Below are 13,374 nucleotides of genomic sequence, written 5' to 3' on the forward strand. Positions count from 1 at the left end.
TCGCCGGCCGACACGACCAACGATGCGGGCGACGAGCTGGTGTGGAGTTGACGCCACCGCAAACAGGTCCAGTCTGATCCTCACGTCGGCATGACAGGACGCTCGCCCGTGGGAGAGTTGTTGTCATGGCAACTGAGGTGACGCCGGGGCGTGAGGTCGTGCTCGAGACGGATCGCCTGGTGCTCAGACCTTGGCGGGTGGCCGAAGCTGTCGTTCAGCGTGAGCTGTGGACCGAACGTGATCCGCGAGTGCCGCCGCACCGCCGGATCGACGTGGATGGGCACCCCACGGTCGCGGAACTCGAGGATGCGATCCGCGCCGGCCGGCCGTCGTCGACCGGGTTGTCGGCGGTCGAGCGGAAGGCTGCTGGTGACGTCATCGGCTACTGCGGGCTGATCGACGGCGGCCGGGGGTTCGAGGGGGAACCGGAGCTGGCGTTCGAGCTGCTGCGCCGGGTCTGGGGTCGGGGATACGCGACCGAGGCCTCGATGGCGGTCCTGGACTGGGCCAGATCGTGCGGATACGTACGTTTGTGGGCCACGGTCTGGGAGTGGAACACCGCTTCTCGTCGTGTGCTGGCCAAACTCGGGTTCACCGAGACCGGGCGGGAGGACGTGGACGCGGTCCACGGGACCACCCTGTTCCTCGCGAAACGGCTCTGACGCATCTGGCCTCGCCCTTCTCCGGCGCCCGCACATGCTGTGGAACCAGCCGTCCGACTCGCCCTGAAGTGCCCGAAATCGCTTCCTCACCTCCGTCCTGCCGGCTGGTGAACGCGGTGCGGCGTATGGCAGGAAAACCCTGGACGCGGCAAGGTACCCAGACCGGTGAACCACTCGGCCATAGATCACCGAGGTCGCCCGACCAGCCCGCTCGGCGGCTACTTGACACTGGACGGCAGCGATGGTCGGCCAGGTGCGTGCTGGCTTCTGTGGGGCGCCGGTGGAGACATCTGTGCCGGAGAACCCCACCGTTGGGGCCAACGCCTCGTTGGTCTCATCCAGGTGTGGAGGTCGTTGTGGCGGCTCGGGCACTCCAGCATCGTGCTCACCGCCGACACCTACACCAGCGTCCTGCCCTGCCTGGCTCATCGCGCCGCCGAGGCAAAGGACGCCATGCCTGCAACAAGAAGGCCAAGAACAACGGCCGGCAAGCGGTCTCATTCGGCCCCACGCCGGTCCCATCCATGATCAAAGCCCACCGGCAAGATCCTCTTGATCAAGGATACCTGCAGGTGGGCTTCGATTCAGTGGGGTGCGCCATCAGGGACTCGAACCCCGAACCCGCTGGTTAAGAGCCAGCTGCTCTGCCAATTGAGCTAATGGCGCTGGTGTCTGCCGGGGTTTCCCTCGGCGACGTGGAAAAGATTAGCACCCGCTCGGAGGCCCGTTTCAGGGGGGTCCCCTCAACCGGGTTCCGGCATTGCCGCACCGGTGTCCCGGCTGGTCGGGCACACTGTAGTCGGACATCGACGGCGAAACAGGCGGGTGGGCATGAGGGGTTCGACGGGGACGAGAGTGCGGCTGCTGGCGGCCGCCGGGGTGATCGGCCTCATGGTGGCCGGCTGCAGTAGTAGCCCTTCGGGTGAATCGCCGCAGGCGACGGTCTCCTCCAGTGCCCCCAAGCCCGCGCCCCGGCCGCAGCCCGCCGTGCTCACGCTCAGTCCCGCGAAGGATGCCAAGGACGTCGCGCCCGGTGAGCCCGTCAGCGTGACCGTGGCCGGGGGGAAGGTCGGCGAGGTGAAGCTGACCGGGGCCGACGGCAAGCTCGTGGCCGGGAAGCCGCGGGCCGACGGCTCCGGCTGGGACTCCGCCGAGCCGCTCGGCTACAACAAGAGCTACAAGCTGACCGCGACCGCGACCGGCACCGATGGCAAGCCGGTCACGTCGGAGTCGACCTTCAGCACCGTCAAGCCCGCCCGGCAGCTCGGCGTCTCGGTGAACCTCGTCGAGGGCGAGACCGTCGGGGTCGGGCTGCCGCTGATCTTCACCTTCACCGGCAACGTCGCCGACAAGGCCGCGGCCGAGAAGGCGCTGAAGGTCACCGCGGAGCCGGCCACCGAGGGTGCGTTCCGCTGGTCCGGTGACAAGCAGGTCACCTGGCGGCCGAAGGACTACTGGAAGAGCGGCACCAAGATCAAGGTCGACGCCGCCGTCTACGGCAAGCCGCTCGGCAACGGCAGCTACGGCCGCGAGGACAAGAGCGTCAGCGGCGCCGTCGGCGACAAGCTCGTCGCCGTCGCCGACGGCGGGACCCACCAGATGACGGTCACGATCAACGACAAGGAGGTCAAGACCATGCCGACCTCCATGGGCAAGCCGGGCCACAACACCCCCGCCGGGACCTACACCGTCATGAGCGAGCACACCGGCTACACGATGAACTCCGCCACCTACGGCGTTCCCGAAGACTCGCCCGGCGGCTACAGCACCTTCGTCCAGTACGCCGTGCGCCTGTCCTACAGCGGCATCTTCTACCACTCCGCGCCGTGGTCGGTGCGGCAGCAGGGCCACAGCAACGTCAGCCACGGCTGCCTCAACCTGTCCACCGAGAACACGAAGTGGCTGATGGACACCTCCAAGAAGGGTGACGTCGTCACGGTGCAGAACAGCGGTGGCCCGAAGCTCGAGCCCACCGACGGCTGGAGCGTCTGGCAGCTGTCCTGGGACGAGTGGCGCGCGGCCGGGAACTAACCGCGCGCCGACTCGCGAACCAGGTCCCGCGCCTCGGCCTCGGTCGACACCGACGGGCCCGAGCCCCACAGCGGCTTGTTCGCGGTCTCGCGGCTGAAGAACACCGCGACGGCGCCGATCGCGCCCGCCGCCATCAGGTACCAGGCCGGCCAGAAGTCGTGGCCGGTGGCGGAGATGAGCGTCTGCATCACCAGCGGTGTCGTGCCGCCGAAGAGTGACACCGAGATGTTGAACGCGATGGACAGCGCGCCGTACCGGATCGCCGTCGGGAACAGCGCGGGCAGCGCCGCGGGCATCGACACCTCGAAGCAGAGCAGCAGCAGGCCGAGCCCCATCAGCCCGAGGAACGTGAGGACGAGCCCGCCGTCGTGCACGAGCAGCATCAGCGGCCACGACAGCACGAGGAACCCGAGGCAGCCCGCCATCATCACCGGTTTGCGGCCGACGTGGTCGGTGATCCGGCCGCCGACCATGATGATGAGCATCATCACGACCATGACGACGATGATCAGCAGCAGCCCGTGGGTGGCGTCGAGGTGCAGTTGCTCGGACAGGTAGGTCGGCATGTACGACAGCAGCATGTAGTCGGTGACGTTGAACACGAGCACGAGGCCGACGCACACGAGCAGCGCGGGCCAGTACTCGGTGAACATCTTCCAGAACGGCTCGCCGGTGCGGCCGCGTTTTTCGGCTTCCTCGGCGTGCTTCTGGAACGCCGGGGTCTCCTCGAGCTTGAGCCGCATGTAGAGGCCGATGATGCCGAGCGGCCCGGCGATCAGGAACGGCACGCGCCAGCCCCAGTCGAGCAGCGTCTCGTGCGGCACCCAGGCCTTCATCCCGGTGACGACGGACGCCCCGAGCACGTACCCGGACAGCGTGCCGAACTCGAGCCAGGACCCCATGAAGCCCCGCCGCTTGTCCGGTGAGTACTCGGCGATGAAGGTGGTGGCGCCTCCGTATTCACCGCCGGTGGAAAAGCCCTGCACCATCCGCGCAACGACCAGCAGAATGGGCGACCAGACGCCGATGGTGGCGTAGGAGGGGATCAGCCCGATGCACAGGGTGCCGATGGCCATCATGATCATGGTGACGGCCAGTACCTTCTGCCGTCCGATCCGATCACCGAGAGGCCCGAAGACCAGCCCCCCGAGCGGTCGCATCAGGAAGGCGGCGGTGAAGGCCCCGAAGGTCCCGATCAGCCGGACCCCGGGCGACACGCTGGGCGGAAAGAACACTTCGGCGATGGTGTCGGCTATGTAGGCGTAGACCCCGAAGTCGAACCACTCCATGGCGTTGCCGAGGGCGGCGGCCCCCACGGCCCGCTTGAGAATCGACCGATCGACCACGGTGATGTCCTCATACCGCAGCTTCTTCTTCCGACCCCTGACCTTCCCGGTTGAACGTTCCACCCGACCACGGTGCACCGCCAACCAGCGGCCCGCACGTTGAGCCATCCAGTCGTGACTGTTACCACGAACGGCCCAACCCCTCCGCGCTCAGCACGTACCCGCCACCCACACCTCGCACGCACCCCGCGACGCAACCACACGGACGGGGGTCCGGGGGCGAGCCCCCGGCGGGGGTGTGGGGGTCCGACCCCCACAAAAAGGCGAAACCCCGACAGAGGAAAAGAGCCGCAGGCTCTGACCATGCCGGGGTGATGGGGTGAGCGACGGGTTTCGAACCCGCGACCTCCTGGACCACAACCAGGTGCTCTACCAGCTGAGCTACGCCCACCATCTGCGAGGGGACCGCTTGCGATCACCTCGTTGGCTGTAATCGTAGCGGGTGCCCTCGCGGGGTTTGCAGGGGGTTACCTCTGCTGCTGTTCTTGCACTTCAGCGGCGGCGGCCTTGGCTTCTTCGCTGGTGGGGCCGGGCTGGGGGACGAAGGCGACGCGCCGGTAGTAGTCGAGTTCGCCGATGGATTCCTTGATGTCGGCGAGCGCGCGGTGGGCGAGGCCTTTTTCCGGCTTGGCGTAGTAGATGCGTGGGTACCAGCGGCGGACGAGTTCCTTGACGGAGGAGACGTCGACCATGCGGTAGTGGAGGTGGGCGTCGAGGTCGGGCATGTCGCGGGAGATGAAGCCGCGGTCGGTGGCGATGGAGTTGCCGGCGAGGGGGGCGGTGCCGGGCTCGGGGACGTGCTCGCGGATGTATTCGAGGACGCGGCGTTCGGCTTCTTCGAGGGTCACCGTGGAGCGGCGGACTTCTTCGGTGAGGCCGGAGTGGGCGTGCATCTCGCGGACGACTTCGGGCATGCCGTCGAGTTTTTCCTCGTTGGCGTGGATGACGATGTCGATGCCTTCGCCGAGCACGTTGAGTTCTGCGTCGGTCACGAGGGCGGCGATTTCGATCAACGCGTCCTTGCCGAGGTCGAGCCCCGTCATTTCGCAGTCGATCCAGACTAGGCGGTCGGTCACCTGGTGACCCTAACCCGACATGGCGATGTGGAGGGCGTTACCTGCGCGTACGGCGCGTTACGCGGCGGCGCTGGAAAACCTGACGCGAGCTGTCAGGTATGGCTGGCACGCTGAGACCACCTTCGAAAGGAAATCAGCCATGACCAGCACTGCCACCGCGTCGTTCGTGCTCGACAAGTGGGAGCCGCAGGCGACCGACGAGGCCGCGGGCACCGAGTTCGCCCGGGTGGCGATCGCCAAGACGTTCACCGGCGCGGTCGAGGGGGCCAGCACCGTGGAGATGCTGACGGCGTCCAACGCGACTTCGCGCGCGTACGTCGCCTTCGAACGTCTCGAGGTCTCGGTGGACGGCCGCAAGGGCGGCTTCGTCCTGCACCATTCGGCCGACGACACCGGCCTGACGCTGAAGATCCTCACCGGCTCGGGCTTCGGCGAGCTGGCCGGGATCTCCGGCACGGCGGGCATCGAGATCGACGAGGAGAAGAACCACCTCTTCACCCTCACCTACACGCTGTGACCAGCGCGAAGGCCGTCTCGAGAGTCCCCGATCGACTCTCGAAACGGCCTTCGCGGTGTTCCCGCTCCCCGAAGCGGGGGACGGGCCGCCCCGACCACGGCCCGTCCGCGTTCTAGCCGGCCACGATCTGGTCGACGATCTTCTTGGCGTCGTTGATCGGGATGGCGAAGCCGATCCCGACGCTGCCCGCCGCGCCGTTGGCCGACGCTGACGGGCTGTACAGCGCGGAGTTGATCCCGATCACGTTGCCTTGGGCGTCGACCAGCGCGCCGCCGGAGTTGCCCTGGTTGATCGCGGCGTCGGTCTGGATCGCGGTGTAGCTGGGCGAGTCGCTGCTCTGGTTCGACGTGCGGCTGAACGGCGAGCGTTGCTGCTGCTCGTCCTGCCCGACGTCGGAGAGGTTCCGGTTCAGCGCGCTGACGATGCCGGTGGTGACGGTGTTCTGCAGCCCGCCCGGCGAGCCGATCGCGACCACCTCTTGGCCGACGACGAGCTTGCCCGAGTCGCCCAGCGTGGCTGCGGTCAGGCCACTGGCGCTCGTGGCCTGGACCACCGCGATGTCCGCCTTGGTGTCCGCGCCGACCACGTTGGCCTGGTACTTCTTGCCGTCGGACGTGGTGATGACGACGTTCTGGGCGCCGTCGACGACGTGGGCGTTGGTCAGGATCCGGCCGTCCGAGGTGAGGATGACGCCGGAGCCGATGGCCTCGCCCTGGCCGGTCGTGACGTTGATCTGGACGACGCTCGGCGTCACCTTCGCCGCGACGGCGCTCACGTCGCCGGAGGTCGGGTTCGAGACCGGCTGCCCGCTCGCCACCGGCGTGCTGATCGACGTCGTCGCGCCGTCCGCCGAGTTCGTCGTGAGCCCGACGATCGCCGCGCCGCCGACGCCGCCGACCAGCGCGGCGCCGAGCGCGGTCGCGCTGACGATCATCGCGACCCGGCCTCCCTTGCGCGGCTTGGTCTTCAGCGCCGTGGGGGCCTGGGCACCCGGCGGCGGTGGGGTGAAGAGCGGATTCGGCGCGGCCTGCTGCTGGTAGGCGTACTGCGCGTACGGCCCGTACTGCTGGGTGTGCTGGTGCGGCTGGTGCCCACCGGGTGAGGCGGGGCCGGGCCGACTCTCGTTCTCGGTCATGGGACCAGATTCGCGCCCGTGCTTGTGAGCAGCCTGTGGAAACACCTCAGCCTTTGCTGAGAAGAATCAGCTGAGAAAACTCAGCCGTTCCTCAGGGGTCAGGCGAAGAACGACGGGACGTCCAGTGCGCCTCCCGCCGCCTCGAACTCGTCGTGCACCGCCTTGCGCAGTTCGGCGTCGCCGAGGTAGTCGGCGGCGGTCAGGGCCAGGCCCAGCGCGCCGTCGCGGACACCCGCGTCGCCCGTTGCCGACCCGGCGGCGGCCGCGAACTCCTTGGTGTGCAAGGCGACTGCCGGTCCCGATACGGCGAGCATGGGGTGCAACGCGGGCATCCGGTACGACAGATTCCCCAGGTCGGTCGATCCGGTGAGCGACTCCGGCACGATGCCCGGCGGGAGCGGCTTGCGGCCGGTGATCACCTGGTTGACCGACCAGCGGGCGGCGAGGGCGGTGTTGAACCGGATCGGCAGGTAGGCGGCCTGGGCGTCCCAGGTCAGCTCGACGCCGCAGCCGGTCATCGCCGCGGCGCCTTCCGCGATCGACGTCATGCGGGCGGCGAGGTCGCGCAAGGTCTCCGGGTGCTGGGACCGCAGGTAGAACAGCAGTGCGGCGCGAGCCGGGATGACGTTGGGCCGGGCTCCGCCGTCGGTGAACACGCCGTGGACGCGGTCGCTCTGCGGGAGCTGCTGGCGCAGCGCCGAGACGCCTTGGTACGCGGCGACGGCGGCGTCGAGCGCGTTGCGGCCCATGAACGGCTGCGCCGAAGCGTGCGCGCCGACGCCGTGGAAGACCATTTCCAGCTGGCGGCGGCCGAGGAACGGGTGCAGCGCGACGTCGTGGCTGAACGGGTGCAGCATGATCACCGCATCGACGTCGTCGAACACGCCGGCGCGGGCGAGGATCTCCTTGCCGCCCCCGCCTTCCTCGGCGGGCGTGCCGATGAGGCTGACGCGGCCGCCGAGCCGCTCGGCGACGGTGGCGGCGCCGAGGAAGCCGCCCGCGGCGGTGGTGCAGATGATGTTGTGGCCGCACGCGTGGCCGAGCCCGGGCAGCGCGTCGTACTCGGCGAGGACGGCGATGTGCGGGCCGGTGCCCGGCGTGCTGACCCGCAGCGCGGTGTCGAGGCCGCCGACGCCGACGGTGGGCTCGTGGCCGTGGCGTTCCAGCAGATCGGCCAGAGCGCGCACCGACCGGTGCTCGGCGAACCCCTCTTCGGGGTGGGCGTGCAGATCTTGGCTCAACGCCACCAGATCGGGTGAACTGCGCTCGACCGCGGCGGTCACCTCGGCCCGCGCCGCCTCGTCCGCGCCGGTGTGCGGCGAGGACAGCGGTTCGGCGGCCGCGACGGCGTCGGCGGTGGCCTCCACCAGGGAACGCAGGTAGCTGTCGTCGGGCGGGACGGGTTCGGCGTGGGTCATGGGGCGATGCTAACCGCCACCCCCGACAATCCGCGGTGCTCAGCCGAGCCGGCCCGCCACGATCTGCGTGACGCCGGCGTACCGTTCGGTGATCCCGGTGAAGCCGCGGGCGCGGAGGGCCGCCGCGATTTCGCCGCGGTCGAACATCTTCTGCCCGCTCACGATTCCGCCTGCCGATCGATCAGCCGCGCCGGCTGCCGGCTGCGGCGGGCACTCGTCAGCAGCACGATCCGGCCGCCCGGGTCGAGCACGCGCGCGAAGGAGTCCAGCGCGGTCTCCGGCTCGGCGAACATGTGGAGCGCGGCGAAGCAGCAGACGGCGTCCACTGTGGACTCTCCGAAAGGAAGGTGCACCGCGTCCGCGCGCACGTAGGCGACGCTGTCCGGGCCGCCTTCGGCGACGGCCTTGGCGAGCATGGTGCGGGCGCCGTCGAGCCCGATCGCGAGCCCGTCCGGGCCGACGGCCGCGCCGAACGCGCGGGTGAACCGGCCGGTTCCACAGGCGACGTCGAGCACCGTGTGCCCCGCTTTCAGCTCGAGGAGTTCCGTGGCGAGCCGGACCTCGCCCGCCATGCTCGGCCCGAGCGGGCCCTTGAGCGCGCGGCCGAGGGCGGGGCGCCAGTACCGCTCGTAGACCTGCGGGAGCAGGGTCGTGCGCATCAGGCGCTGCGTGAGCCCGGTCGGCGGGCCGGCCTGGTCCGCGGTGCCCAGCAGATCGAGGTAGCCGTTTTCGGTTTCGGCCGTCGTCCCGAGCAGGGACTTCAGGCGTTCGAGGGCGCTGGCCGGCACGGATCCTCCCGAGGTTCGGATACCGGCAGTATGCCCACTCGCAGCCACTCGATCGAGTGAACAAATCCGGGCTCAGGCGTTCGACGCCCGGAATTGTCGGTGCCCCTTCCTAACGTTGCAGCCGAGGTCCCGATCCGAGGAGGAGAGATGACGACGATTTCCCGCCCGTGTGGCGAGATCGCGGTCCGTGGTGCGTTCGACATCGAGGCGGCGGCCCGGTTCCTGACCGGGTTCGCCCCCGCCGGGCAGCCGGAGGCGGAGCCCGGCGCGCTCCGCGTGGCGTTCGCGCTCGACGGCGAATGGACGCCGGTGGGAGCGGTGCTGCGGCAGAGATCCCCCGGCGAGGTGGTGGTCGAGGTCCACGGCCCGCCCGAACACACCGAAGCGGTGGTCGAGCAGGTGCGGAGGATGTGCTCGCTGGATGTCGACGGCACGGCGTTCCCGGAGGCCGGCACCCGGGATCCGGTCGTGGCGCTGCTGCAGGGGCTGCATCCGGGCCTGCGCCCGGTCCTGTTCGCGTCGCCGTACGAGGCGGCGTGCTGGGCCGTGCTGAGCCACCGGATCTGGATGACGCAGGCGGTCCGGCTGCGCCGTCGGCTGACCGAGCGCCACGGCACCGAGGTCGATGTCGGCGGGAGCGGGCTGAGGGCGTTCCCGGTGCCTGCCGTCCTGGCGAAGCTGGAGTACCTGCCGGGGCTGCCGGGCCCGAAGGTGCAGCGCCTGCGGGGGATCGCCGAGGCAGCGGCCGCGGGGATGCTGGACGCGGCCACGTTGCGGGCGATGCCGGCGGAAGAGGCACTGAAGCAACTGCAGCTGCTACCGGGTGTCGGCCGGTTCAGCGCGGAGCTGATCCTGATCCGCGGCGCCGGCCACCCGGACGTGTTCCCCCGCGGCGAAAGCCGGCTCCACGAGATCATGCGCGACGCGTACCACCTCCCGGAGGCGGGAGCCGCGGAGCTGGCGGAGATCGCGGAGGCCTGGGCACCATTCCGGAGCTGGGTGTCGTTCCTGTTCCGGGTCGAGGGCGAGGCCCGGATGCGGGAGTCGCGATGACCTGATGCCGGCGGCGACCGGCCCGCCCGGCGCCGTTCACCGAGCTCGGCTCCGGCTCGAGTCTCGGCCCGGCCCGGCTCCGGCTCGGCCCGGCTCCGGCTTGGCTCGGCTCCGGCTTGGCTCGGGCTCGGCTCCGGCCCGGTCCGGCTCGGGCCCGGCTTGGCTCGGCCCGGCTCCGGCTTGGCTCGGCCCGGCTCCGGTTCCGGCCCGGCCCGGCCCGGCCCGGCCCGGCCCGGTTCCGGCCCGGCCCGGTTCCGGCTCGGCCCGGCTCTGGCTCGGCCCGGCTCCGGCTTGGCTCGGCTCCGGCTTGGCTCGGTCCGGTGATGCCTCCACCGGTGCCGCGAGGCCTCGGTGAGCCGCGGCCTGCGTCTGAGTTTCGGGTGCCGGTGCCCCTTGCCGCCCCGCGTGCCGGCCCATCGGTATCCGCCACGCCGTTCACCGACCGGAAGGAGACCGCAACGACCCAATACCGGAAGCCGCGAAGCGGCTAGCGGTGGGGACTCACAGTAGCCAGATGTCGCCTGTGGTGGGGTGTCCGGGTGAGCTCGCCCGTTCCTCTCGCGCTCGGCGGCCCGGCCGGTGACGCCCTGTCGGCTTTCCGCACGGCTGCCGCCACCGACACCTCGCCGGCCGGTTCGCTGCTCGAACAGGCCCAGACGCCCGCGGTGATCACGCTGATCGCCGGCGGTGTGGCGCTGCTGGTCGTGCTGGTCGGCGGGACGCCGTGGCGGCGGGCGCGGAACGTCGTCACGATGGTGCACGAGGCCGGTCACGCGCTGGCGGCCGTGCTGGTCGGACGGCGCCTGCAGGGCATCAAGCTGCACTCGGACACCTCGGGCGTCACCGTCTCGCGCGGCAAGCCCGAGGGGCCGGGCATGGCGTTCACCGCGATGGCCGGGTACCTGGCGCCGTCGGTGCTGGGGCTGCTGTTCGCCAGCCTGCTGGGTGCCGACCTGGTCGGCACTGTGCTCGTGCTGATCGCGCTGCTGCTGCTCGGCGTGCTGGTGATGGTGCGCAACGCCTACGGGGTGTTCACGGTCGTCGCCAGCGCGGCGGTGCTCGCGCTGGTCGCGTTCGTCGCGCCGGTCGAGGTGCAGGCCCCGTTCAGCTACCTGGTGACGTGGTTCCTGCTGTTCGGCGGCGTCCGGCCGGTGGCCGAGCTGCAGATCAAGCGACGCCGCGGCCACGCCCGCGACTCCGACGCCGACCAGCTGGGCCGCCTCACCGCGGTCCCGCCGGTGCTGTGGGTACTGGTCTTCGCGGTGGCCACGGTCAGCTGCCTGTTCGCCGGCGGGCTGTGGCTGCTGGAGCCCGTCGCCACGTAGCCGCTGGTCGCTGGTGGGCGTCCCCGGCGTGGGTCGCCGACCGGGCGGGGGTCGGTCTTGCCGAGCGTGGTCGCCTCGCCGAGCCGGTCGCGGGTCGCCGGCTGGTTGCCGTTGCTGCTTGCGGTTGCCGGCTGCCCGGCTCGGCAGGCCTCGCCGAGCCGGTCGCCGATAGCGGGTCGCCGACCGATTGCCGTTGCTGCTTGCGGTGGCCGGTCGCCAGCGGTGACCGCCGTCGTGGTGGTGGTCGGTCTCGCCGAGCGTGGTCGCGGGGTTGCTGGTCGGCGGTGGGCGTCCCTGCCGCGGGTCACGGTCGCCGGTTGCGGTGGTCGTCGCCGGGCGGTGCCGTTGCTGCTCGCCGCCGGCGTCGTCGGTCTGCGCGTTGGCGGGCGGCGGTGGAGCCCGTGGCCGGCCGGGGTGGTGCATGCGGCAAACTGGTCTCTCGCTGGTCCGCGCGGAGGGAGACGAACGATGGACGAGGTCGCCAAGGCCGTCGAGGAGTGCGCACGGGCGGCGAAGCTGGCCGCGCCGTCGCTGGCCGCCGCGAGTGCTCATGCTGTCGATGCCGCGCTGACCGGGATGGCGGAGCGGCTGCTCGCGCACCGCGACGAGATCCTCGAGGCGAACCAAGCCGACGTCGAGCGCGCGAAGGCCGACGGGATGAGCGCCGGCCTGCTCGACCGGCTCACCATCACCCCGGAGCGCCTCACCGGCATGGCCGAGCAGCTGCAGCTGCTCGCCGGCGCTCCGCACCAGGAGCGCTCGGTCGAGGTGTCCACCTTGGACGGCGGGCTGCGGCTGGTCGAACGGCGGCGTCCGGTCGGCGTCATCGGCGCGAACTACGAGGCGCGGCCGAACGTGACCGTCGACGTGGCGTCGCAGCTGGTCAAGTCGCGCAACGCCGGGGTGCTGCGCACCGGCTCGGCCGCGCTCGGCTCGGCCCAGCGGCTGCGCGAGGTCGTCATCGCGCCGGCGCTGGCCGAAGCGGGGATCGACGCGGATTGCGTCCAGCTGGTGCCGCGGGTGGAGCGCGAGGCGGCGTCCGCGCTCGTGCGGCTGCCCAACCTCGTCCCGCTGGTGATCCTGCGCGGCAGCGGGGACAGCACTCGCGCCCTCGCGACCGAGGCGGCGGTCCACGGCGTGCGCACGCTCGCCCACGCCGACGGCGGCGGTGTCCTGTACGTCGACCGCGGGGCGGACGTCACCAAGGCGCGCGACCTCGTCCACGCCAGCCTCGACCGGCTGGGTGTCTGCAACCGGCTGAACCTGCTGCTCGTCCACGAGGACATCCACGACGACGCCTGGCCCGCCCTCTCGGACGCGCTCGCCGAGCGCGGGGTCACACCTTCGCTGGCCCCGCACGAGCACCCCATCGGCTACGAGTGGGCGCTGGACTCCGACCGCGAGGCGACCGTCACGGTCGCCAAGGTCGGCTCGCTCGCCGACGCCGTCGAGATCGCCAACGAACGGACCTCGGGCCTGGCGGCGGGCATCGCCACCGAGGACGAGTCGGCCGCCGACGCCTTCTTCGACGGCTACACCGGCACCGGCGTCTTCTGGAACGCCCCGACCCGCCTCCTCGACGGCTTCAAGCTGCTCGCGGTCCCGGAAACCGGCATCAACCTCGACAAGGTCCCCGGTCCCCGCGGCCCGGTGACGTACACGGACCTCTACGTCCGCCAGTACGCGGTCCTGCCCGCCTGAGCCGGGAGGCGGCGTGCCGGGGGACCACGAGCATCGCCAGGTCAATGGGTGGGTGGCACCCCGGCGAGCTTGCGAAGCTCCTTGACGGTGTCCTTGGCGTTGGTGATCAGCTCGGTCCGCTCGTCGGTGTCGCCGGAGTGGCGGTAGATCGCGGTCGGTCCGTCGCTGATGGCGATCGCCGCGACCAGGCGGCCTTCGGGGTCGCGGGTGAGCCCGGTGGTCACCGACACCTCCCGGCCGACGGTGTCGACCGTGGTGAGCGTCCGTTCCTTGTACCAGCCTCGCGTGGTCATGTTCCGCAGCTCCGGGGGGATGGGCTCGA

The 13,374-nt window shown here is 70.7% G+C and carries 13 protein-coding genes and 2 tRNA genes; 6 read left to right on the plus strand and 9 right to left on the minus strand.

Annotated elements, in window-relative coordinates; genetic code table 11:
- Nucleotides 1-125 precede the first annotated feature (125 nt).
- Nucleotides 126-662, plus strand: coding sequence for a GNAT family N-acetyltransferase (locus AB0M80_RS34350; RefSeq protein WP_364573274.1), 537 nt, complete (start codon nucleotides 126-128; stop codon nucleotides 660-662).
- A gap of 593 nt (nucleotides 663-1,255) precedes the next feature.
- Here AB0M80_RS34350 and AB0M80_RS34355 read toward each other — a convergent pair.
- Nucleotides 1,256-1,328, minus strand: a tRNA-Lys gene (locus AB0M80_RS34355).
- A gap of 165 nt (nucleotides 1,329-1,493) precedes the next feature.
- On the opposite strand from AB0M80_RS34355, the gene AB0M80_RS34360 reads away from it, so the two are divergent.
- Entirely contained in the window at nucleotides 1,494-2,693 is a 1,200-nt protein-coding gene (locus AB0M80_RS34360; RefSeq protein ID WP_364573276.1) for an Ig-like domain-containing protein, read from the plus strand.
- Here the strand turns inward: AB0M80_RS34360 and proP are convergent.
- The 3 genes from proP to orn all read right to left on the minus strand — a co-directional run bounded on the left by proP (nucleotide 2,690) and on the right by orn (nucleotide 5,115).
- Complete coding sequence (proP, locus tag AB0M80_RS34365; protein WP_364573278.1) at nucleotides 2,690-4,102, minus strand: glycine betaine/L-proline transporter ProP; 1,413 nt, start codon at nucleotides 4,100-4,102, stop codon at nucleotides 2,690-2,692. The genes AB0M80_RS34360 and proP overlap by 4 nt on opposite strands.
- Before the next feature lie 252 nt (nucleotides 4,103-4,354).
- Nucleotides 4,355-4,430, minus strand: a tRNA-His gene (locus AB0M80_RS34370).
- Between the two features lie 76 nt (nucleotides 4,431-4,506).
- Nucleotides 4,507-5,115, minus strand: a complete 609-nt coding sequence (orn, locus tag AB0M80_RS34375; protein WP_364573280.1) for an oligoribonuclease — start codon at nucleotides 5,113-5,115, stop codon at nucleotides 4,507-4,509.
- Nucleotides 5,116-5,254: 139 nt separating this feature from the next.
- On the opposite strand from orn, the gene AB0M80_RS34380 reads away from it, so the two are divergent.
- Entirely contained in the window at nucleotides 5,255-5,632 is a 378-nt protein-coding gene (locus AB0M80_RS34380) for a DUF3224 domain-containing protein (RefSeq protein ID WP_364573282.1), read from the plus strand.
- A gap of 112 nt (nucleotides 5,633-5,744) precedes the next feature.
- Here the strand turns inward: AB0M80_RS34380 and AB0M80_RS34385 are convergent, their stop codons facing one another.
- The 4 genes from AB0M80_RS34385 to AB0M80_RS34400 form a co-directional block, all read right to left on the minus strand.
- Nucleotides 5,745-6,767, minus strand: a complete 1,023-nt coding sequence (locus AB0M80_RS34385; protein ID WP_364573284.1) for a trypsin-like peptidase domain-containing protein — start codon at nucleotides 6,765-6,767, stop codon at nucleotides 5,745-5,747.
- A 98-nt stretch (nucleotides 6,768-6,865) separates the two neighbouring features.
- Nucleotides 6,866-8,185 carry a M20 family metallopeptidase gene (locus tag AB0M80_RS34390; RefSeq protein WP_364573286.1) on the minus strand — a complete coding sequence of 440 codons (1,320 nt, stop codon included), beginning with the start codon at nucleotides 8,183-8,185 and terminating at the stop codon, nucleotides 6,866-6,868.
- Nucleotides 8,186-8,224: 39 nt separating this feature from the next.
- Complete coding sequence (locus AB0M80_RS34395; RefSeq protein ID WP_364573288.1) at nucleotides 8,225-8,347, minus strand: hypothetical protein; 123 nt, start codon at nucleotides 8,345-8,347, stop codon at nucleotides 8,225-8,227.
- Complete coding sequence (locus AB0M80_RS34400; protein ID WP_364573290.1) at nucleotides 8,344-8,973, minus strand: methyltransferase domain-containing protein; 630 nt, start codon at nucleotides 8,971-8,973, stop codon at nucleotides 8,344-8,346. Before AB0M80_RS34400 ends, AB0M80_RS34395 begins: the two co-directional genes overlap by 4 nt.
- A 147-nt stretch (nucleotides 8,974-9,120) precedes the next feature.
- Here AB0M80_RS34400 and AB0M80_RS34405 point away from each other — a divergent pair, with 147 nt between their 5' ends.
- The 3 genes from AB0M80_RS34405 to AB0M80_RS34415 all read left to right on the plus strand — a co-directional run bounded on the left by AB0M80_RS34405 (nucleotide 9,121) and on the right by AB0M80_RS34415 (nucleotide 13,052).
- Nucleotides 9,121-10,026, plus strand: coding sequence for a DNA-3-methyladenine glycosylase 2 family protein (locus AB0M80_RS34405; RefSeq protein WP_364573292.1), 906 nt, complete (start codon nucleotides 9,121-9,123; stop codon nucleotides 10,024-10,026).
- 539 nt (nucleotides 10,027-10,565) lie between these two features.
- A complete protein-coding gene (locus tag AB0M80_RS34410; protein ID WP_364573294.1) occupies nucleotides 10,566-11,351 on the plus strand; it encodes a M50 family metallopeptidase in 786 nt (261 codons plus the stop codon).
- A 468-nt stretch (nucleotides 11,352-11,819) separates the two neighbouring features.
- Nucleotides 11,820-13,052, plus strand: coding sequence for an aldehyde dehydrogenase family protein (locus AB0M80_RS34415; RefSeq protein WP_364573296.1), 1,233 nt, complete (start codon nucleotides 11,820-11,822; stop codon nucleotides 13,050-13,052).
- A 41-nt stretch (nucleotides 13,053-13,093) separates the two neighbouring features.
- Here AB0M80_RS34415 and AB0M80_RS34420 read toward each other — a convergent pair whose 3' ends face one another.
- Entirely contained in the window at nucleotides 13,094-13,345 is a 252-nt protein-coding gene (locus AB0M80_RS34420) for a hypothetical protein (RefSeq protein WP_364573298.1), read from the minus strand.
- Between the last annotated feature and the right edge of the window lie 29 nt (nucleotides 13,346-13,374).

This window comes from Amycolatopsis sp. NPDC051045, from assembly GCF_040682955.1.
Classification (GTDB): Bacteria; Actinomycetota; Actinomycetes; order Mycobacteriales; family Pseudonocardiaceae; genus Amycolatopsis.